At 62.7% G+C, this 20710-nt stretch carries 21 protein-coding genes and 1 tRNA gene; 16 read left to right on the forward strand and 6 right to left on the reverse strand.

Translation table 11 applies throughout. The annotated features are described in order from the left end of the window. Positions 1-26: 26 nt before the first annotated feature. Positions 27-1133, reverse strand: coding sequence for a 3-dehydroquinate synthase (gene aroB / locus U8326_RS05025; RefSeq protein WP_324742733.1), 1107 nt, complete (start codon positions 1131-1133; stop codon positions 27-29). After that, the gene (locus tag U8326_RS05030) at positions 1124-1693 is read right to left on the reverse strand and encodes a shikimate kinase (protein WP_324742734.1); all 570 of its coding nucleotides are present in this window, start codon (positions 1691-1693) and stop codon (positions 1124-1126) included. Before U8326_RS05030 ends, aroB begins: the two co-directional genes overlap by 10 nt. A gap of 90 nt (positions 1694-1783) precedes the next feature. Here U8326_RS05030 and U8326_RS05035 point away from each other — a divergent pair, with 90 nt between their 5' ends. The 5 genes from U8326_RS05035 to U8326_RS05055 all read left to right on the forward strand — a co-directional run bounded on the left by U8326_RS05035 (position 1784) and on the right by U8326_RS05055 (position 7243). Next, a complete protein-coding gene (locus tag U8326_RS05035; RefSeq protein WP_324742736.1) occupies positions 1784-1924 on the forward strand; it encodes a hypothetical protein in 141 nt (46 codons plus the stop codon). Then, complete coding sequence (locus U8326_RS05040) at positions 1921-3768, forward strand: hypothetical protein (RefSeq protein WP_324742738.1); 1848 nt, start codon at positions 1921-1923, stop codon at positions 3766-3768. Before U8326_RS05035 ends, U8326_RS05040 begins: the two co-directional genes overlap by 4 nt. A gap of 24 nt (positions 3769-3792) precedes the next feature. Beyond that, positions 3793-4671: a tyrosine recombinase gene (locus tag U8326_RS05045; protein WP_324743528.1), complete on the forward strand. Its 879-nt coding sequence runs from the start codon at positions 3793-3795 to the stop codon at positions 4669-4671. A gap of 10 nt (positions 4672-4681) precedes the next feature. Continuing rightward, positions 4682-5629: an acetyl-CoA carboxylase carboxyltransferase subunit alpha gene (locus tag U8326_RS05050; protein WP_324742739.1), complete on the forward strand. Its 948-nt coding sequence runs from the start codon at positions 4682-4684 to the stop codon at positions 5627-5629. Positions 5630-5755: 126 nt separating this feature from the next. Further along, positions 5756-7243, forward strand: a complete 1488-nt coding sequence (locus U8326_RS05055) for a M48 family metalloprotease (RefSeq protein ID WP_324742740.1) — start codon at positions 5756-5758, stop codon at positions 7241-7243. A gap of 83 nt (positions 7244-7326) precedes the next feature. On the opposite strand, the gene U8326_RS05060 is transcribed toward U8326_RS05055, so the two are convergent. After that, complete coding sequence (locus U8326_RS05060) at positions 7327-7509, reverse strand: Flp family type IVb pilin (protein ID WP_324742741.1); 183 nt, start codon at positions 7507-7509, stop codon at positions 7327-7329. Positions 7510-7606: 97 nt separating this feature from the next. Beyond that, positions 7607-7774, reverse strand: coding sequence for a Flp family type IVb pilin (locus U8326_RS05065; RefSeq protein WP_324742742.1), 168 nt, complete (start codon positions 7772-7774; stop codon positions 7607-7609). A 99-nt stretch (positions 7775-7873) separates the two neighbouring features. Here U8326_RS05065 and U8326_RS05070 point away from each other — a divergent pair, with 99 nt between their 5' ends. From U8326_RS05070 to U8326_RS05095, 6 genes are all read left to right on the forward strand, one after another. Further along, on the forward strand, positions 7874-8308 hold the full coding sequence (locus U8326_RS05070; protein ID WP_324742743.1) for a (deoxy)nucleoside triphosphate pyrophosphohydrolase: 435 nt from the start codon (positions 7874-7876) through the stop codon (positions 8306-8308). 54 nt (positions 8309-8362) lie between these two features. Beyond that, positions 8363-8439: transfer RNA gene (locus U8326_RS05075), tRNA-Arg, on the forward strand. 182 nt (positions 8440-8621) lie between these two features. Further along, positions 8622-9092, forward strand: a complete 471-nt coding sequence (locus U8326_RS05080) for a DUF6557 family protein (protein ID WP_324742744.1) — start codon at positions 8622-8624, stop codon at positions 9090-9092. Between the two features lie 198 nt (positions 9093-9290). Next, positions 9291-10169 (forward strand): sulfurtransferase, encoded by an 879-nt coding sequence (locus U8326_RS05085; RefSeq protein WP_324742745.1) that lies wholly within the window; start codon positions 9291-9293, stop codon positions 10167-10169. Positions 10170-11322: 1153 nt separating this feature from the next. Next, positions 11323-12000 (forward strand): class I SAM-dependent methyltransferase, encoded by a 678-nt coding sequence (locus U8326_RS05090; protein WP_324742746.1) that lies wholly within the window; start codon positions 11323-11325, stop codon positions 11998-12000. A 148-nt stretch (positions 12001-12148) separates the two neighbouring features. After that, positions 12149-14137 carry a putative bifunctional diguanylate cyclase/phosphodiesterase gene (locus U8326_RS05095; protein ID WP_324742747.1) on the forward strand — a complete coding sequence of 663 codons (1989 nt, stop codon included), beginning with the start codon at positions 12149-12151 and terminating at the stop codon, positions 14135-14137. 60 nt (positions 14138-14197) lie between these two features. On the opposite strand, the gene U8326_RS05100 is transcribed toward U8326_RS05095, so the two are convergent. Next, positions 14198-14977: an SDR family oxidoreductase gene (locus U8326_RS05100; protein ID WP_324742748.1), complete on the reverse strand. Its 780-nt coding sequence runs from the start codon at positions 14975-14977 to the stop codon at positions 14198-14200. A 158-nt stretch (positions 14978-15135) separates the two neighbouring features. Here U8326_RS05100 and U8326_RS05105 point away from each other — a divergent pair, with 158 nt between their 5' ends. Genes U8326_RS05105 through U8326_RS05120 form a run of 4 tightly spaced genes read left to right on the forward strand, consistent with a single transcriptional unit; the run spans position 15136 to position 18540 of the window. Next, positions 15136-15627, forward strand: a complete 492-nt coding sequence (locus tag U8326_RS05105; protein ID WP_324742749.1) for a hemerythrin domain-containing protein — start codon at positions 15136-15138, stop codon at positions 15625-15627. A 19-nt stretch (positions 15628-15646) separates the two neighbouring features. Further along, the gene (locus tag U8326_RS05110) at positions 15647-17176 is read left to right on the forward strand and encodes a phospholipase D-like domain-containing protein (protein WP_324742750.1); all 1530 of its coding nucleotides are present in this window, start codon (positions 15647-15649) and stop codon (positions 17174-17176) included. Between the two features lie 14 nt (positions 17177-17190). Next, positions 17191-17799, forward strand: coding sequence for a GTP cyclohydrolase I FolE (gene folE / locus U8326_RS05115; RefSeq protein ID WP_324742752.1), 609 nt, complete (start codon positions 17191-17193; stop codon positions 17797-17799). A 54-nt stretch (positions 17800-17853) separates the two neighbouring features. Continuing rightward, positions 17854-18540, forward strand: coding sequence for an SDR family oxidoreductase (locus tag U8326_RS05120; RefSeq protein WP_324742753.1), 687 nt, complete (start codon positions 17854-17856; stop codon positions 18538-18540). Positions 18541-18584: 44 nt separating this feature from the next. Here U8326_RS05120 and U8326_RS05125 read toward each other — a convergent pair whose 3' ends face one another. Then, positions 18585-19064, reverse strand: coding sequence for a peroxiredoxin (locus U8326_RS05125; RefSeq protein WP_324742755.1), 480 nt, complete (start codon positions 19062-19064; stop codon positions 18585-18587). Between the two features lie 182 nt (positions 19065-19246). On the opposite strand from U8326_RS05125, the gene ahcY reads away from it, so the two are divergent. Next, on the forward strand, positions 19247-20683 hold the full coding sequence (gene ahcY, locus U8326_RS05130) for an adenosylhomocysteinase (protein WP_324742756.1): 1437 nt from the start codon (positions 19247-19249) through the stop codon (positions 20681-20683). Positions 20684-20710: the final 27 nt, after the last annotated feature.

Here is a 20710-nt window from a genome sequence, read left to right on the forward strand (position 1 = left end):
GCGTCGCCGCAAGGCTGGGCGCTGCATTATGCGCCAAGCTCCCCGTCGAGGAAGGATGCCACATCCTCGAGCTTCACGTCGCGGGCCAGGAAAGCCTGCCCGATGCTGTGCAGCAGAACGAAGGGCAGGGTGCCTGCGTCCATCTTCTTGTCGTGCAGCATGTGGGAGGCCAGCCGTATGCCGTCGCAGGCCAGCCCCAGCGCGGACAGTTGGGATGGAAGCCCGCCAGCTGCCGCCAGCGCCGCCACCCGGTCGGCCTCGCCTTGCGGCATCAGGCCGCGAAGCGCCGAGAAGCGCGCGGCCAGCACCATGCCCAGCGCCACGGCCTCGCCATGTAGCAGGCGGTCGGAAAAGCCAGTCTCCGCTTCCAGGGCATGGCCGAAGGTATGGCCGAGATTGAGCAGGGCGCGGGTGCCGGTTGTTTCCCTTTCGTCCTCCGCCACGATCCGGGCCTTGGCGGCGACGCTGCGGGCCACCGCTTCCTCGCGCGCGGGACGGTCGCCCGCCAGCATGGCCGGGCCGTTCGCTTCGCACCAGGCGAAGAAATCGGGATCGCCCAGCACGCCGTATTTGATGACTTCCGCATAGCCGGCGGCAAGCTCGCGCGGCGGAAGCGTTTCCAGCGTGTCCAGATCGGCGAGAACCAGCGATGGCTGGTGGAAGGCCCCGATCAGGTTCTTCCCCGCACTGCTGTTGATCGCGGTCTTGCCGCCCACGCTGGAATCGACCTGCGCCAGCAGGCTGGTCGGCAGTTGGATGAAGCCGCAGCCGCGCTTCAGGATTGCCGCGGCGAAGCCGGTGAGGTCGCCGATTACGCCGCCACCCAGCGCTAGTATATGGTCGCCGCGCTCCACTTCCTCTCCGAGGAGCCACTCCACGGCGCGCGACAGCCCGTCCCAACTCTTGGTCGCCTCTCCCGGTTCCAGGATCAGCCAGCGCGGCTCGAAACCCGCTCCCTGCAAAACGCTGTCGATGGTTTCGCGCCAATGGCGGGCGACATTGGCGTCGGTGACGATGGGGACGCGCTTCTTGCGCAGCAGCTTGCCGCATTGCGCGGGCAGGTCCGCCAGCAAGCCTGCGCCAACGCGCACCTCATAGGGGCGTCCAGCCAGTTCAACGGAAATTACAGCCATTCGTCTATCGCCTGCAGGATTGCCTTGATGGTGCGCTGATGCGGCCCGGTTTCGCTCCTCACATGAATCGGGGCCTGTGAATAGAAGGGTTCACGCTCCTTGCGCAGCCGGGTGAGGATTTCGCGCGGATCGCCCTGGCGCAGCAGGGGTCGGTTGTCCTTGCGCGAAACCCGCTCGAGCAGCGTGTCGACAGAGGCGTCGAGCCATACCGGGATGCCTTTTTCGAGAATCAGCGCGCGTGTGTCAGGGGCGCAGAATGCGCCGCCCCCGGTCGCGATCACGCCTTGGGCCTGTTCCATGAGCCGCGCGATGACGCGGCGCTCGCCATCGCGGAAGCTGGCCTCGCCATATCGCTCGAAGATTTCGGGAATGGGCATCTTGGCCGCCTGTTCGATCGCGTCGTCCGCGTCGGTGAAGGGCAAATCCAGCAGGAGAGCCAGTTTCCGCCCGACCGAGGACTTGCCGACGCCCATCATCCCGATCAGCACGATCGGGCGGTCGATCCGCCGCTTTATCCGCGCGATCTCCGTCTCGGAAAGCGATGAAGGGTCGATAGGCATTGCCGTTCCGCCTATAGATGCGGTAGGCGGCAGCGCAAGTGACCGGCCACATCGATGGGTGCCGGAAGATTGATTGTTTGGAGGCAAGGAATGGCGATGGCCGGGAGGCGGATCGTCTGGTGGATAGTGGCGCTGATCATGCTGCTTCTGATCTTTGCCTGGATCGATGGCGGAGAGGAACCCGTGCACGAAATCGTTCAACCCGTGGAACTGCCGGGTGCGGCGGCATGACCGTGAAGCGCAAGTTTCTTCTTGCCGGTGTCGCGCTGGGGCTATGCTCCACCTTCGTGCTGGCGCAGGATGCGCCCGAATCCCTGCTGCCGCCCGGCTTCGGCAATCCCGCGCCCGCTCCGGCCCCCGCGCCTGCATCCAGCCCGGCGCCCGGCGCCGCGCGCGCGCCATCCGCATCCAGCCCGGCTTCCACCCCCGTCATCCAGCCCCTGCCGGGCACGGAAGCGCCTGCCCCGGCAAGTGAACCCGCCAAGCTGCCGGAAGGCTTCCCGTCGCTTGCCGAACTGGAAGCCATGACCACGGACGAGGTCGACGCGCTGCTGGGGCTGAAGCCGAAATTCGACATACCGCCAGCCGCCCGGCGCTCTCTGGATGGAGTCGGCATCATCGACCGGGCAGAAGGCGGTTTCCCGTCCTCCTCGCTTGCCGCCCAGCCGGCCACGCTGGTGCGCGCGGCGCTGAACGGCACCAAGCGCCCGATGGTGTCGCGCTGGGGGCATATCTTGCTGCGCCGTGCGCTGGCGAGCAGGCTGGATGCGCCGGCGGGCATGGACCCGGTGGAATTTGCCGCGCTGCGGACCGGATTGCTCAACCGGCTTGGCGAAAACGTGGCGGCGCGCGCGCTGGCGCAGGATGTGGACCCCGCAAACTATTCCCCCGCGCTCACCAGTGCCGCGCTTGATGCCTATATCGGCACGGCGGACATCATTGGCGCATGTCCGATGGTTCGCCTGCAGGGCGGCGCCCGCAAGGACCCGCAATGGCAGCTTCTGCAGTCCATCTGCGCGGCCTATGCGGGCGAGGCAACCAGCGCCGACCGGCAACTCAAGCTGGCGCTTTCACGCGGGCTTGCGCCCCGCATCGACGTCCTGCTGGCGCAGCGTTTCGCGGGCGCCGCCGGCAAGGCCCGGCGCACCGTCAATATCGAATGGGACAAGGTCGACAAACTCACTCCCTGGCGGTTTGCGCTGGCCAGCGCGCTGGGCATCGAGGTTCCCGCCGCGCTGCTCAACGATGCCGGCCCCTATTATCAGCGAGCCACCGCGACCGCGCCGATGCTGCCCCTGCCGCTGCGGGCCAATGCCGCCACGGTGGCGGGCAGGGAAGGCATCCTTTCCAATGCCGCGATGGTCGATCTCTATTCGCAGATCTACGCCAATAGCGAGATTACGGGCGAGTTGAGCACGGCTGCATCCCGATTGCGGGAGGCCTATGTCGGCCAGACGCCGGACGATCGGCTCGATGCGTTGCGCGATCTCTGGGGAGAAGGCGAGACGGCTTATGCGAGGCAGGTGCTGACCGCGCGCGCGGCCGCCCGTATTCCTCCCCGGTCGGATTTCGAGGATGACGCCGCGCCCCTGATCGCCTCGATGCTGGCGGGCGGGCTGGACCGCAGCGCGATGCGCTGGGGCAGCGTCGTTTCCGAAGGCAGCATGGCCTGGGCCTTGCTCGCGCTCGCGCAGCCGCAGCGGAACCAGACCGTCAGTTCGGGTGCGCTCGATTCATTCATCGGCGATGATGAAAGCCAGGGTCAGCGCAAGTCGCGTTTCCTGATCGCGGGCCTTGCCGGGCTGGGCAGGCTGGACGAGTCGACAGCCTTCGATGCCGCTGAGGGGCTGGGGGTCAATCTCCGGCGGCAGACCCGCTGGAGCAGGACGATCGATCAGGCGGCCAAGGTTCGCAATCCGGCCCTGGTGGCCCTGCTTGCGGGTCTGGGGATGCAGGGCGATGGGTGGAACCGCATGACGGCGCGCCACCTTTATCACATCGTTTCGGCGCTGCGCCGGGTCGGCCTCGATGCCGAGGCGCGCATGATCGCGGCCGAAGCCGTGGCCCGGGCCTAAGGGCCAGGACCTAGGGGCGGCGTTATCAGCTCGGCCATCGAAGCCTTCCTTGCGATGCTGGCCGTGGAGCGGGGCGCGGCCCCCAATACGATCGCTGCCTATCGCCGCGATCTTGAAGGCGCGGAGGAAATCGCCGGCGATCTGGTAAAGGCTGACCGGGCCGCCCTTTCCCGGCTTGCCGGGGCGTGGTCGGCTCTTGCCCCTTCCAGCCTCGCCAGAAAATCATCGGCGCTGCGCCAGTTCTTCGGGTTTCTGGCGGAGGAGGGGTGGAGAGGGGACGATCCATCCGCCGTGCTGCCGCGCCCCGCGCCCCGCAGGCCCCTGCCGCGCCTGCTGAGCCATGCCCAGATCGAAGCGCTCTTTGCCCAGGCGGAGGCGGAAGCGCTGCGGGGCGATCGGGCGGGAGTGCGAATGCTCACTCTGCTCGAATTGCTGTATGGTTCCGGGTTGCGGGCAAGCGAACTCGTCTCGCTGCCGCTGGCCGCGGTTCCGCGCGATGCCCCGTTCCTGACGGTGAAGGGCAAGGGCGGCGTGTCGCGCATGGTGCCGGTCAGCGGCCGCGCCCGGCGCGCATTGTCGCAATGGCTGGAAGTGCGGGGAACGGGTGGAACGCATCTGTTTCCGTCGCGCGGCGCTCACCTCACCCGGATACGCCTGTTCCAGCTTTTGCGCGAACTGGCGGCACGCGCGGGGATACCGCCGGAAAAGGTCAGCCCGCATGTGCTGCGCCATGCTTTCGCCACCCATCTTCTCGAAGGCGGGGCGGACCTGCGGATGCTCCAGACGCTGCTCGGCCATGCCAGCATCGCCACCACCCAGATCTACACGCATGTGGACAGCGCCCGCCTGGTCGCGCTCGTCAATGAACGTCATCCCCTTGCGGGAAGGGCAAAGCACGATTAGCGCTACAGGCATGATATCCTATCTCGATTTCGAAAAGCCGGTGGCTGCGCTCGAGGCGCGCATTACCGAACTGCGTGCCGCCGCCGAAGGCGATGATGTCGATATCTCCCAGGAATTGGAGCGGCTCGAAGCCAAGAGCGCGCAATTGCTCGCCAGCACCTATGCTGCGCTCACCCCATGGCAGAAGGCGCAGGTCGCCCGGCATCCGATGCGCCCGCATTTCCGTGACTATGTCGAACGCGTCTTCGAGGATTTCATTCCCCTGGGGGGCGATCGCCATTTTGGCGAGGATGAAGCGATCATGGGCGGCTTTGCCCGGCTGGGCGGGCGCCGCGTGATGCTGATCGGCCATGAAAAGGGCCATGATACCGCCAGCCGCATCCGCCACAATTTCGGAATGGGCAAGCCGGAGGGCTATCGCAAGGCGATCCGGCTGATGGAACTTGCCGGCCGCTTCGGATTGCCGGTGGTGACGCTGGTCGACACATCCGGCGCGTTTCCGGGCGTGGAGGCTGAGGAGAGGGGACAGGCGGAAGCGATTGCCCGTTCGACCGAGGCCTGCCTTGCCTTGCCGGTTCCGATGGTGGCCGTGGTGGTGGGCGAGGGCGGCTCCGGCGGCGCGGTGGCCCTGGCCAGCGCGGAACGTGTGCTGATGCTCGAACATGCGATCTATTCGGTGATCTCCCCCGAGGGTTGCGCTTCGATCCTTTGGCGCACCGCCGAAAAGGCGGCCGATGCGGCGGAAGCGATGAAGATAACCGCGCAGGATCTGCTTGCGCTGAAAGTGATCGATCGTATCGTGGCCGAGCCTGTCGGCGGCGCGCATCGCGATCCCGAGGCTTCCGCCGAAACGCTCGCGGCGGCAATCGGTCAGGAACTCGATCAATTGGTGGGGATGGACATACGGGAACTGCAGCGAATGCGGGAAGAACGCTTTCTGAGGATAGGCCGGGACTGAATCCGGCAAGCTGTTCCAGGTGAGAGGGGAACCGAAAAAGCCTTGCGCGGGTTCCCGATGGAAATGTGAACAAAAAGCGGTCTATTCACCGTCGAATAGCCGCGTCGGTCAGTGAGGAGCCTTCGCATGCCCAAGAAATCCATTCTTCGCAGAAAGCCGGTGGCTTTCCTGACCCGTTCCGCTGTCATGCTTGCGCTGGCGGGCTGCGTCGGCGGCAATATCGCATCGACCGGAACCCCGCTGACCCAGACGGAGAAGCAGCAGGGCGCCCAGGCCCATCCCCAACTGGTTTCCGAGTTTGGCGGAGCGGAGACAGGCGCTCGCGCAACCTATGTGGAATCGGTCGCCCGCAAGGTCGCGGTGCAATCGGGGCTGAGCAGCGCGCCGGGCGATTTCACCGTCACCCTGCTCAATTCCTCGGTGAACAATGCCTTCGCCATTCCGGGCGGCTATGTCTATGTGACCCGGCAACTCGTCGGCCTGATGAACAACGAGGCGGAACTGGCCGCCGTGCTCGGCCATGAGGTCGCCCATGTCGCGGCCCGTCATTCGGCCAAGCGTCAGGCCAAGGCGCAGCAGAACGCGTTGCTGGGCGTGCTGGGCCAGGTCCTGTCCGGCGTGGTGTTCGGGAACAGTGCGCTGGGGCAGTTGGGGCAGAAGATTTCCTCCACGGTTCCGCAGCTGGTCACTCTCAAATATTCGCGTAGCCAGGAATTGCAGGCCGACGAGCTTGGCATCCGCTATCTGCGCGGGGCGGGATATGATCCGCAAGCGATGGCTACGCTGCTTTCCAGCCTTGCCGCGCAGAATTCGCTGGATGCGCAGTTGATGGGGCAGAGCGCCAAGATGCCGGAATGGGCCTCGACCCACCCCGATCCGGCTTCGCGCGTGAAGACGGCGCGCAATCTGGCGAGCACCAGTCCGGGCGGGGCTACGAACCGCGATATTTTCCTCACCCGCATCGACGGGGTGATGTATGGCGACGATCCCAAGCAGGGCGTGATCGAGGGCCGGACCTTCCTTCACCCCGAACTGCGGCTCGCCTTTGAAGCGCCGCAGGGTTTCTACATGGCCAATGGCACAAGGGCGGTTTCGATCAACGGCCAAAGCGGACAGGGCCAGCTTTCCACCGGGCCTTATAGCGGCAATCTCGAAACCTATGTCCGCAATGTGTTCAATGCGCTGGCCGGGGAAGGGAAGACCCTGGCTCCTTCCACCTTCCAGAAGACGACCGTGAACGGCATCCCGGCTGCCTATGGCATGGTGCGCGTCAATTCCGGCAACGGGCAGGTGGATGCGACGGTCTTCGCCTATGAATTGGCCAATGACCGGGCGTTCCATTTCGTCACCATCACGCCCGCCGGCCGCGCCAGCGTGTTCAATACGATGTATAGTTCGTTCCGCCGCATATCCGCTTCGGAAGCGGCGGCGATCACGCCGCGCCGCATCAGCCTCGTCACCGTGAAGGCCGGGGATACGGTCGCGTCGCTCGCCCAGCGGATGGCCTATGGGGATTCCCAGGAAGCCAGGTTCCGCGTTCTGAATGCCTTGTCGGCCAGTCAGACGGTCACGCCTGGGCAGAAGGTGAAGATCGTCGTCAAGACGACCAATTGAGATTGCATCCCGCTGATAAGAAAAAGGCGGCAGGTTGCCCTGCCGCCTCTTCTCGATTTGTAGTTACGCTAAGCGCTATTTGCTTACTCGTCGACGGTATTGTTTTCATTCAGCTGGGTGCTGACAGTGGTGAAGGTGGTGGACAGGCTGTCGCCCAGCGCGCCCATCGCGGTGATGGCGGCGACGGCGATGAGGGCGGCGATCAGGCCATATTCGATGGCGGTCGCGCCGGCTTCGTCACGAATAAGCTTGTTGAAGAATTTCATGTCAGTCTCCTGGTTCAGTCTTTCGGTACCCGGCTCTCGCCATTCGGCTTAAGCAAGCCTCGAATTAGCGTGTAGAGGTTGACAAAATCCTAATCGGTCATCCGCCCATTTTCTCTTGGACGTTTTCCCTGACAAAGGCCCACAGACCGTTGGTTTCATCCGCCACGCCCCGCACCGATGAAATAATAGCTATGACGATCAGGGAAACGATCAGCCCGTATTCGATGGCGGTCGCGCCCGCATCGTTACGGAGAAGCCGCGCCAAGAAATTTCTGGTTCGCATTTCCAGGCTCCGGTTTTACGGTCTGAACATGCGGGCTTTTCTTCCAACAGTTCTAACAAAACGTTTACGGCGGTATCCGGTTTGACAACCAATCCGACAGTCATGCTGGTCGTGGCCGGGCTTCTTCGCGATGAGAAAGGCCGTTTTCTCCTGCAAAAGCGACCTCCGGGAAAGCGCCATGCCGGCTTGTGGGAGTTTCCCGGAGGCAAGGTCGAAACCAGCGAAATGCCTCGCCTGGCGCTGGTTCGCGAGCTTGCGGAGGAGTTGGGAATCGCTGTCGGCCTGCCCGATGTCGGCCCGATTGCCTTTGCCGAGCATGATGCCGATGCGGATGGGCCGGCCATTGTAATTCTTCTTTACAACATCGAACGGTGGACCGGCGATCCCTTGTCTCTGGAAGGCGGGGAAATCGGCTGGTTCAGCCAGGGCGAAGCCATGGACTTGCCCAAGCCGAAGCTCGACCGGGACTTGCTGGAGGCATTGATCCGGCCCTGTTCGCAGGCTTCTCCAGCCTGATCGCTCTGGGGGATTGCATTGCATCGATCATGCCCCTATGTGCCCCCTCACTGCGCGCCCGTAGCTCAGCTGGATAGAGCATCAGACTACGAATCTGAGGGTCGGACGTTCGAATCGTTCCGGGCGCGCCAATAGTTCAAACGGTTGGATGAGGCGGTATCCGAAAAGGTGCCGCCTCTCGCCGTTTCAGGCATCAGATAGGCATCAGGCGGAGCAGTTTCGCAAGTCGGTCCGGGCCGCTCTCTTGCTGAGCAGCGATGGCTTTGCGCCATGCCAATTATGGGATGAAGCGGAATCTCGAGCGTGAGCCGTTATGCGGGTTGTAGATATCATCAATGCAGCGGATGCGGCCAAAGTGGAGGCGGAGTATCGCCGCGCCTATAGTCACGAGGTGGCGGAGCACGGTGAAAAGACATGGGCGACCGCTGCCAACTTCCGCCAGTATCAGGGAATTGTGAATGGTGCGGTTGGGGTCGTTAAGGAACGGATGACCGTCGTTATCAAATATATCCAGGGCGCGGATGAGGAGGAGGCGGATTGGTACGATGTCAGCGGTCGGCTACCGAATGAGGATACCCCTTATGCGCTCGAGTTTACGCCCTGGGGCGAGTGGAAGCTCATGGAGGTGGAGTATCCAGACGACCTCGATGTTCATCAGGCTGCCTGCCATCTCTACTATGAGATGACGTGGTGCGGCTGGCCCGAACAAATTCAACAGCGCTTCGATACCCTCATGGACCTAAAGGAAGAGGCTGAGCGGGATTTGGCGGGAAGGAACCTCTAAGCCTCGACCGCCTCCTCGACGACCTCTCAGGCCCTTGCTGTCTGCCTCTGTGAGATGCTTTAATTTACGCGAATGAGCATCCAGTGCTTTGCGGAGGCGATTTGCGGTGTTGCCATGCGCAGGGGACACGCACACAATCGCGCTTAAATCGACGGCCTTGTCCGATAAGGCCAGAACCATATCATACGGAATGGCACCATGCGCGACCCTCAGGCCTTAGTGGACACCGACGAACTGTCTGCTGCTCTGGCCGATCCGAACCTCCGCATTTTCGATTGCACCACTTATCTCGACCGCCTTCCTCCTGGCAGCGGGCAGCCCTACCTCGCCGTTTCGGGGCGCGCCACTTTCCAAGAGGCGCATATTCCAGGCGCAGACTTCCTCGATCTGGAAGGTGAGTTTTCGGACCAGGCCACCGCGCTTCATTTCATGATGCCGGATGTGGCCCAACTCGAAGCCGCTTTTGGCCGGCACGGTATCGGAATGGACAGCAGAGTCGTGCTGTACAGTATCGGCTCCATGACATGGGCCACGCGTTTTTGGTGGATGCTGAAGTCGCTTGGCTTCGACAATGTGGCGGTTCTGGACGGAGGCTTCGACAAGTGGCGGGCGGAAGGCCGGCCAACGCAAAGCGGACCGGCGCAGGGCTACCCGCCCGCTCCATTCAAGGCATCGCCACGACCGGGCTGGTTCGTGAACAAGCTCGATGTGCTGGATGCCATCGGAAAAGCTGATACCGCAATCGTGAATGCCCTCTCCCCCGCTCTTCATGCCGGTCTTGATCCCAGTTCCTACGGGCGTTCGGGCCGCATCCCCGGCAGCCTGAACGTCTATGGCGCAACTCTGGTGAACAATGAGAGCAAAACCTTCGTCACACTGGATGAAGCGAATGCCGCTTTCGCCGCCCAAGGCATCACGAAAGATAAGCGGGTGATCTGTTATTGCGGCGGGGGTATATCGGCGACGCTCGATCTCTTCCTTCTTTATCAACTCGGCTACACCGATCTGTCCCTTTACGATGGCTCGATGGGTGAATGGGCGAAAGACATGTCCTTGCCAATTGAAATAGACGGTTAATCCGCAAGGTTGAAAGTTCCTGTCGGAAAGCAGCCTGTCGCTAACGATCCGAAGGTGGTCATTTGCCATGCCATGATGGCAGCGCCTGCGCCGTCCCGGCAGGTGGCGGGTTTTGGCAAGGCAAAAAAAGGCCCGCCGAAGCGGGCCCTGAAAGTTGGGAGAGCGAAACTTGCAAGGAAGTCATTCCCGCAAGCCCGAGTCCTCGGGAGAAATCCAAGAACAGGAACGCGATAGAGGATCGGCATTCCTTTTGCAAGTGATTCGCAAGAAGAATTAGGCAAGAGTTGCCAACAGCATCAACGCGGCTCTCGCGCATTCTCAGGTCCGCAGGTGGAGGTGCGCGGCGTCAGCCTCGTCGCCTGATCTGCAGAGCCGCGGAGAAATGTCGCTTTCAGCAAATGCCCCGGGGTGGTAAACGGCGAAAAGCGGGTGCGGAATCCGGATATTCCTTGACCTTTGAGGGGGCTAATAATGCAGCTGGTAAAGTTGTTGCCCCTCACGCAAACGAGCGACCGCGTGTGGTGCCCGCTTCTGCCGGGTATGCGACCATGTGATAGCCGCTGCCTGTGAAAGAGCCGAAACCGTAATCGCCGGATATATCCCGCCGACGTGCTCCGTTCACGGTCGGCAAGCTGAGGCAATGTGTGCAACCTAGCCGTCAGGAAACCATGACCAACTGCCGACGACCGGAATCTGCGTCGGGCCTTTGAGGAGAGACGATGTGAGCAGACAGTCTTTATTGCTCGGCGCGGCGCTGATTGGCATGCGCCATGCTTGCCGGGTGCCAAACCCCGGAAAACTCAGGTCGCGGCGATTATTTCGAGTGCGATCGGGGCACCCGGCTGAGGGTCGATTTTCTTCGCGACGGGGCGCTGGTTTCCGTCAACGGAGGCCGGGCGGGGCCGATGCACCTGGTTCGCGGCGCTCGTGGCCGGATATATGAAAGCGCGGACGGCAACCGCTTGGCGGTCAATGGCCGCAAGGCGACCTGGAATACGTCCGCCCGCACTGCTCCCGAGACATGCAGCCGAGTCGCCGTCCCGCTCTGACGGCGGGGCGAATCTCTCGCGGAAATCGGCGGTCGCGGATGGCGTGACGGCGCGCACTTCAGCGCGCCGCGCGCTGGTGTCCGGCCGAAGGATCGACACTCACCATGGACACATTGCGCCCCTTTACCGACGCGACAGCCGTCGCCCGCTATGCCGAGGAAACGCCGCGCAAAGTGCCCGGCTATGCCGACCTCCACCGCATGGCCATGCTGCTGCTGGCGGAGCGTGCGCCGGAGATGGCGGACATTCTCGTCTACGGAGCCGGCGGCGGCCTGGAACTCAAGGCATTCGCCGAGGCCCGGCCTGGCTGGCGCTTCGCAGGCGTTGATCCGTCGGCGGAGATGCTGGATTTGGCGCGGGACGTTCTCGGGCCGCTCGGCACGCGGGCTGAACTCATCCAGGGCTATATGGACGATGCCCCGCAAGGCCCGTTCGACGGCGCGGCCTGTCTGCTCACGCTCCACTTTCTCGGTCGCGAAGAGCGCCTGAAGGCGTTGCAGGCCATGCGATGTCGGATGAAGCCGGGCGCACGGCTTGTCGTTGCCCACCACAGCTATCCGGCCGGAAGCGACCTTCCATCCTGGCTGGCGCGTTCGGTCGCGTTTGCGGACACGGCCTCTCACGACCTCGCAAAGGCGGCCGCTTCGGCCGAAACGATGAGTTCGCAGCTGCCGATCCTGTCGTCAGACGATGAGGAAGCGCTGCTCGGGCGGGCAGGCTTTTGCGATATTGCTCTTTTCTATGCCGCTTTCAGCTTCCGGGGCTGGGTCGCCACGGTGTGATCGTGTTTCTTGTGGCGCGGATAATCGCTGATTGGCGCTGCCTTTCGGAACCGGAAATCGGCGGCCCGTAAACGCAACCTTTACCCGGATGAATTAACCGGGCGCGATGAGTGAGAAGCTATTCTCGGGGTCAACGTTGCATCTGGCCATGAAGGCTTGCAGAAGCCTGGGCAAGCTCGCCTCTCAGCGAGAAGAGGCGGCGTTCGCCCATGAATACGCGCAGTCCCTGACGAGCAGGGTGCCTCTGCTCTATTGCGTGCTGCTGTTCAACATGGCTGTGCTCAGCGCCAATTTCGTCAATGTGACGCCGGCGTGGCTTTCCATCGCCTGCCCGCTCGCCATTGCACCGTTCGTCGTTCTCCGCGCGATTCACTGGCGCCCTTCGAGCGTCGCGCGCCGCAAGGTGACGACATTGCGTTCCGACCTGCGGAAGATGTCGGTAATCGAGCCTGCGATCGCGTTGGCCTGCGTGCTGTGGGCGCTTGGGCTCTACAATTGGGGCAATGACACCCAGCAGAGCCTTATTCACTACATGGTATCCATCACCAGCTTCGTGGCGATCATGGGCCTGACTCAGATGCCCAGCATCGCGATGCGGATCGCGGCGGTCGTCATCATACCGTCCAGCGCCTGGTTCATGATGCAGGATCACCCGAACGGGATGCTGGTCGCGCTGGTCCAGCCGGTCGTGACGATCCTGATCCTGGCGGTGGTGGCCAGCCATCACCGCGACTTCGTCAAGCTGCTGCAATCCCGCGCGGAGATCGAAGTCCGACGCCGGGATGCCACGGAATTTGCCGAAATCAACCAGCATCTGGCGGCCACCAATTCGCTGACTGGCGCGCCGAACCGGCGCGCGATCTTGGACGAGCTGGACAGGGCGCTTGCCGCGCATCCGGACGATGCTCCCTGGCTCGCGGTGATTGATCTCGACGGTTTCAAGGGCATAAACGACACCTATGGCCATACCGGCGGCGACACCGTTCTCTGTGCGGTGGCGCGGCGGATCGCGGGCAGCCCGTTCGTCAAGGCGTTCGGCCGGCTGGGTGGCGATGAATTCGCCCTGATCCTTTCCGGGTCCTTGTCGACGGAAGAGGCGGTTTCGGCGATGGCCTCGCTTTCCGGCAATATCGAGGAGCGGATCGCATATAATTCCGAGCTTCTCCGGATCGGCTGCTCGGTCGGTCTTTATCGCGCCCAGCCCGGCAGCGAAGTGACCGATTGCCTGGAACGGGCGGATTCGGTCCTGTATCGCGCGAAGCGGCAGGCGAAAGCCAAGGTCGCCGTTTATGAAGCGCAGGACGAAGCCGCACTGGAAGAGCGCCGGACGATCACCCGGGTATTCAACTCCACCAACCTGATCGAGCAGATCTCCGTGGTCTATCAGCCGGTGGTCGATATCGATACGGATCGGATCGTGAGCCTGGAAGCGCTGGTCCGGTGGAGCCCGGACGGTGAGACATGGTTCCTGCCCGGACGGTTCGTGGATATCGCGGAATCGACCGGCCGGATCGCCGAACTGACCGACGCCGTATTGTCGAGGAGCCTGCGCGAATGTCCCGCGTGGGAGTATGGCTGCGCCATTTCGGTCAACCTGTCCGCCGCCGATATCATCGGCGATGGCGCGCCGGAGCGGCTTGCCAGGGTTGTGCGGGATGCCAATGCGCCGAACGAGGCCGTCATCTTCGAGATCACCGAAGCGGCGATCCTTTCGGATTACGAGGACGCCGCCGCCAATCTCGCGCAGCTGCGCTCGATGGGCTTCCGGATCGCGCTGGACGATTTCGGCACGGGCCAGTCCAGCCTCAGCCATGTCCATCGCCTGCCGTTGAACCAGATCAAGATCGACAGCAGCTTCGCCGGTGTGCTGGAAACGAATGGCGAAGCGCGGGCGATCACCAGCACCATTCTGGCCCTGGCCCGCCAGCTCCATCTCGATTGCACGATCGAAGGGATCGAGACTGTCCATCAACTTGCGGCCGCTCGCGCGCTGGGCGTAAGGCATGTGCAGGGCTATGTATTCGGCAAGCCGATGAATGCGGCGCAGGCCCTGGGGGCCTTGTCGAGTTCGCCGAATGCGGCGGTTCCTCATTCCTTCCATGAAGGCATAGTGCAGTTGCGCACCCTGAGAGGGTAGAAGCCTCGCCACTTTGGCGCTGAGACGCAGCCGCCAGGCAACGCCTGCGCGCGTGTTCGATCAGAATGTGCCCGGGTAGGTCCCGCCATCGAGCAGCAGATTCTGGCCATTGATATAGCCGGCCAGATCGCTGGCGAGAAAGGCGCAGGCCGCCCCGAATTCCTCCGGCCTGCCCAGCCTTCCAGTGGGATTGAGCCGGGCTTTCTCGGCCCATACATCCTCGAAGCTGAGGCCGCGCCTGTCTGCGTCCGCCTGGGCGAGATGCCGCAAGCGGTCCGTCTCGAAAGAGCCGGGCAGGAGATTGTTGATGGTGACGCCATCTCGCGCGATCTCCCGCGCCAGCCCGGCCATGAAGCCTGTCAGGCCGGAACGGGCGCCATTGGACAGGCCCAGGGAAGGCAACGGCGCCTTGACCGCGGAGGAGGTGATGTTGATGATCCGGCCCCAGCGGCGCTGCCGCATCCCGCCGATGCACAAGCGAACGAACTGGATCGGGGCGATCATGTTCGCACGGACGGCCGCGTTCCATTCCGCCTCGCCCCATTCCTCGAAACTCCCGGGCGGCGGGCCAGCCGCGTTGGTGACGAGTATGTCCGGTTGAGGCATGGCGCCGAGAAGGGCATTGCGTCCGCCTTCCTCCGTCACATCGGCGGCTACTCCTCGGATCGCAACGCCCACCTCGGTCGAAAGTCTTTCGCAGGCATCCTTCAACCCGCTTTCCGATCGTCCATTCAGAAGGACGTTCGCTCCGGCCCTTGCGAGCGCGGAAGCGCAGGCAAATCCCAGACCCTTCGACGATCCGCAGACGATAGCGTTCCTGCCGGTCAGGCCAAGATCCATGAAGCAGTTCCTCCTGAAACAGAGATGGGATTGCTGCATATCGGACTGGCGGGTTGCCGTTAAGCCCGGGGTGGCGGCAATCGGCTCCGTTGCCGGCGGCGTGACGGAACCTCCCTGAAACTGGCCCGTTTCCATGCGAAAGGTCAAAAGGAAACACAATGAGCGAGAACACCGATATTTTCGCGCGGCTCAAGCAGGATCATGACCGCCAGCGGACCATACTGGAGAAGCTGGAGCAAACCCATGGCGACAGCGACGATCGCCGCGCCTGGTTCGAGCAGTTCACCATCGACGCCAAGAGCCATGCGGCGGCCGAGGAGCAGGCGCTGTATTCAACCATGATGCGCAAGCCGGAGACTACGGATGAAACACGCCATTCCGTGGCCGAGCATCATGAGATCGAAGAAGCGTTGAACGACATCGCCGCCACGGACATGTCGTCCGGCGCCTGGCTCATCAAGTTCAAGGAACTGAAGCATCGCTACCTTCATCACATCGAGGAGGAAGAGGACGAGCACTTCCCCGATTTCGCCAAATTTCTTACCGATGAGGATACCCGGCACATGCGCGCGGTCTTCGAGCACCGGAAGAAGGAAGAGAAGGCGGAGGCCGAGGTGACGCCGGAAAAGAAGGACGACGCCAAGGAATAGCCTGAGGGGGAGGGTGCCGGTGGAGAGAGCAAGCGCGGAAAACGGGAGCATATCTTCAGACCCCTATCCGGACCGCTCAGTCGAGCCGGGCGTCTGGCGCTATGCCATGGCCACCCGCGCGCATGTCGTGATCGACGGCGCGCCTTACTTTGAGCTGATGCAGGATGCGATGCTGCGGGCAAGGCAACGCATCCTTCTGATCGGCTGGGATTTCGATACTCGAATCCATCTGGTGAAGGGGCGGCGCTGGTGGAATATCCGCCGCCGGGGAAGCTATCCGTCCAGGCTGGGAGCTTTCGTTACCTGGCTGGTGCGTCGCCGGAAATCCCTGCAGGTGAATCTGCTCAAATGGAATGTCAGCATCGTCAGCATTCTCTCGAGGGGAACGATGGGCCTCGATATTCTGCGCTGGCGCCTGGCCCGGCGAATCCATTTGAAGTTCGATTCCGCTCATCCGGTCGGATGCAGCCATCATCAGAAGATCGCGGTGATCGACGATTGCTTCGCGGTGTGCGGCGGCATCGACATGACGGCGGGACGATGGGACACCCGTGACCATATTGAAGACGATCCGCGCCGCAAGACGCCGAGAGGGCGGCGGTGCGACCCGTGGCATGACGCGACGATGATGCTGGAAGGGGAAGCGGCGGCCTGTCTGGGGGTGCTGGGCAGGCGTCGGTGGGAACATGCCGGCGGTTCGCCATTGCCGATGTCAGCGCCTCAATCGGAAAGCCCATGGCCGGAGGCGCTCGAAGCCGAGTTTCGCGATGTCGAGATCGGGATTTCCCGCACCCGGGCGGAACATGACGATTGCTGCGAAATACGCGAGATCGAGGAACTGTTCGTGCGGCATATCCGCCGGGCCAGGCATTTCGTCTATATCGAAAGCCAGTATTTCGCATCGCGGGCGATCGGCGAAGCGATAGCGGCCCGGCTGGCGGAGGATGATCCCCCCGAATTCGTTCTGGTGATGCCACTTACCGCGGAAGGCTGGCTGGAGCAGCAGGCGATGGATGGCGCCCGGGTCCGGCTGATCCGGGCGCTTGGCGAAAAGGACCCCAAGGACAGATTCCGCGTCTATGTGCCCTATACCGGCGATACGCCGATCTATGTTCATGCCAAGATCATGATCGTGGACGATGAGATCATTCGCATCGGCTCGGCCAACATGAACAATCGCTCGCAGGGGCTGGACAGCGAATGCGATCTCTTCATCGATGTCGCGCGGCCGGCCAACGCCCATGCGGGCGACGCCATCCGGGCGCTGCGCCATTCCCTGCTGGCCGAACATTGCGGGCTGGAGCCGCCGGCGGTCGGCGCCATGCTGGAATCTTGCGGCTCCATGGCAAGAATGATCGACAACGCGCCTCGAGACGGACAAAAGACACTTCGATTGTTCGAGCTTCCCGAACTGGGCGAGATGGAGCAGGCATTGGCGGACAATGCCGTGCTCGATCCGGAAAGCCCCGAAGAGATGTTCGAACCCATCGGTCGCCGCCGGGGGCTTTTCCGGAGGGGCAGCATCCTGCGGCGGCCAAGAGGAAACTAAGGGGGTTGATACAGATGAGCAGCCTGGATGGCCCGGACGAGGACCAGCCCCATGGCAAGCCGCCGGTTCCTGAGGAAATACAGGACGCGATCCGGACCTTGATCCGCTGGGCGGGCGACGACCCGGATCGTGAGGGCCTGCTGGATACGCCCAAGCGGGTCGCGCGGGCCTGGAAGGAGTATTGCGTCGGTTACACCGAGGACCCGTCCATCCATCTTTCCCGGGTTTTCGAGGAAGTGGGCGGTTATGACGAAATCGTGCTCCTCAAGGACATCCCGTTCCAGTCCCACTGCGAGCATCATCTGGCGCCGATCATCGGCAAGGCTGCGATTGCCTATCTCCCCGAGAAGCGGGTGGTGGGCATATCGAAGCTGGCGCGCGTCCTTCATGGCTTCGCAAGGCGCCTGCAGATCCAGGAAAGGCTGACCGCCGAAGTCGCGCAATGCATATGGGATCATTTGCAACCGCGCGGCGTGGCCGTCGTCATCGATGCGAGCCATGCTTGCATGACGGCGCGCGGGGTGCGCACCCCGGGCGTTTCCATGGTCACCAGCCAGGTTATGGGAACTTTCCGCCAGGATGAAAGAAGCCGCAAGGAAGTGCTGAGCCTGATGGGATATTAGGGGCAGGACCCGTTACGGGAAGTGCCGATCCCAATCGAACGAGGGAGAAAAGTAATGGCCAATGTCGTTATTGCCGGAGCGAGCCGGGGAATAGGCCTCGCCCTGGTCGAAGCATATGTGGAAGCGGGCGATCATGTGTTCGCCCTGTGCCGCGATCCCGCAGCCTCCGGCCGGTTGAGCGACCTTGCCGGGAGCAACCCCGGCGCGATCACGCTCGGCCAGGTGGACTTTGCCGATGGCGGGTCGATCGACCGGGCAGGCGAGGCGATCGGTGACACGCCGGTGGACCTGCTCATCAATGTTGCCGGCATCATCCGCATGGAAAGCGGGCCGGAAGACAGGAACTTCGATAATTGGCGCGAATCGTTCGAAGTCATGGTCGTGGGGCCATTCCACATGACGCAGGCCCTGCTTCCCAATCTCGAGCGAGCCAAGGGCAAGGTGCTAACCATTTCCAGCCAGGTCGGCGCCTCGACCTGGGGAATCGGGGGGTTCTATTCCTATGGCGCGGCCAAGGCGGCGATAAATCGCGCGATGAAAAGCCTGGCGGTGGATCTCGAACCGCGCGGCATTGCCGTCGCTGTGGTTCATCCCGGCTATGTCCTCACCGACATGGGTGGGCCGGATGCCGAAATAACCCCGCAGGAAAGCGCGAGCGGAATCCGGGATGTGGCAAGCAGGCTGACGGTCAAAAACACCGGCAGCTTCTGGAAATGGAACGGCGAGCCGCACCCCTGGTAGGGCAAGGCTCGCCGTCATTCCCTTTCAGGCGGAACGGGCGGCTTTCAGAGCTGCCCGAGCATATGTTCGGCGGAGCTGACCTGGAATGCGCCCGGCTCTTCCACGTTGAGCTGTTCGACCACGCCGTCGTTCACGACCATCGAGAAGCGCTGGCCCCGCGTGCCCAGCCCGAAACCCGAGCCATCCATGGTCAGGCCGACGGCCTTCGCGAAATCGGCATTGCCATCGGACAGCATGGTGATGTCCGATGAACCGTCGGCCTTGTTCCATGCGCCCATCACGAAGGCATCGTTCACTGCGGTGCAGGCAATCTCATCCACGCCCTTGGCCTTGATTTCACTCGCCTTTTCCACGAAGCCGGGAAGGTGCTTGGCCGAGCAGGTGGGCGTGAAAGCGCCCGGAACGGAGAAAAGAGCGACCTTCTTGCCGGCGAAATAGTCCGTCGACTGGACCTTTTCCGGACCGTTTTCGGTGACTTTCACCAGGGTAACGTCCGGCAGCTTGTCACCTACGGAAATCGTCATCACAGCATCCTTTCATAGTTCCTGTCAGGCCTATGCATTGTCATTTCGGGCGGGCCGACGCAACCGCGATGATCGGGAATGCGGCGCAGCGTTTGCTTAGTTTACGGTGACAGGGTAAGGGCGGCGTCCTGATAGGGCACCGCTTTTCCTTTGAGCGGTCATTCCCTTTGCCCTCGAATCGTATGGAGAATCCCGAAGTGGCCACCGCATCCAGCGCCAGAGTTTCAACCAGCCCTGAATATGTCGTGCGCGATATATCCCTGGCGGATTATGGCCGCGCCGAAATCGCCATAGCGGAAACGGAAATGCCGGGGCTGATGTCCCTGCGCCAGGAATATGGCGCCGCGCAGCCGCTCAAGGGCGCGCGGATCACCGGCTCGCTGCACATGACGATCCAGACCGCGGTTCTGATCGAAACGCTGGTTGCGCTGGGCGCCGAAGTGCGCTGGGCGACCTGCAACATCTTTTCCACCCAGGACCATGCCGCGGCGGCCATCGCGGCCCAGGGCATCCCGGTTTTCGCCATCAAGGGCGAGAACCTTGCCGAATATTGGGATTATGTCGGCCGGATCTTCGATTGGGGCGACGACATCACCGCCAACATGATCCTGGACGATGGGGGCGACGCCACCATGTTCGCCTTGTGGGGAGCGCGAATTGAAGCAGGCGAAACTCTTCCCGAACCGGCCAATGCCGAGGAAATCGAGTTCCAGCGCGCATTGAAGGCTTTCGTGCAGGAGAGGCCGGGCTATCTCCCCCGGACAGTGCAGGCAATTCATGGGGTTTCGGAAGAAACCACGACTGGCGTGACGCGGCTTTACCAGTTGGCGAAGCAGGGCAAGCTGCCGTTCCCGGCGATCAATGTGAACGACAGCGTCACCAAGTCCAAGTTCGACAATCTCTATGGCTGCAAGGAAAGCCTGGTGGATGCGATCCGCCGCGCCACCGACGTGATGCTGGCCGGCAAGGTCGCCTGCGTCGCCGGCTTCGGGGATGTGGGCAAGGGTTCCGCGGCTTCGCTGCGCCAGGGCGGTGCGCGGGTTCTCGTCACCGAGATCGATCCGATCTGCGCGCTTCAGGCGGCCATGGAAGGCTATGAGGTCGTGACGATGGAAGAGGCGGTCACTCGCGCCGACATCTTCGTCACCGCGACCGGCAACGAGGATGTCATCACCGCCGAGCACATGAAGGCGATGAAGAACATGGCCATCGTCTGCAACATCGGCCATTTCGATTCCGAGATCCAGATTTCCGCGCTCGACAATTACGAGTGGCGCGAAGTCAAGCCAGGCACCGATCTGGTGACGTTCCCGGAAGGCAAGCAGATCATCGTCCTGGCCAAGGGGCGGCTCGTCAATCTGGGCTGCGCCACCGGCCATCCCAGCTTCGTGATGAGTTCGAGCTTCACCAATCAGGTGCTGGCCCAGATCGAGCTGTTCACCAAGGGTGCGAACTATGAAAACAACGTCTATGTCCTGCCCAAGCATCTGGACGAGAAGGTGGCGGCGCTTCACCTCGAAAAGCTGGGGGTGAAACTGACCAGGCTTTCGCAGGAACAGGCCGATTATATCGGCGTGCCCCGCGATGGGCCGTTCAAGCCGGATCACTACCGCTACTGATCGTATTCATGCCGCGTCCGGGGCGTT

This window comes from Tsuneonella sp. CC-YZS046 (assembly GCF_035581365.1).
Taxonomy (GTDB): domain Bacteria; phylum Pseudomonadota; class Alphaproteobacteria; order Sphingomonadales; family Sphingomonadaceae; genus JAWKXU01.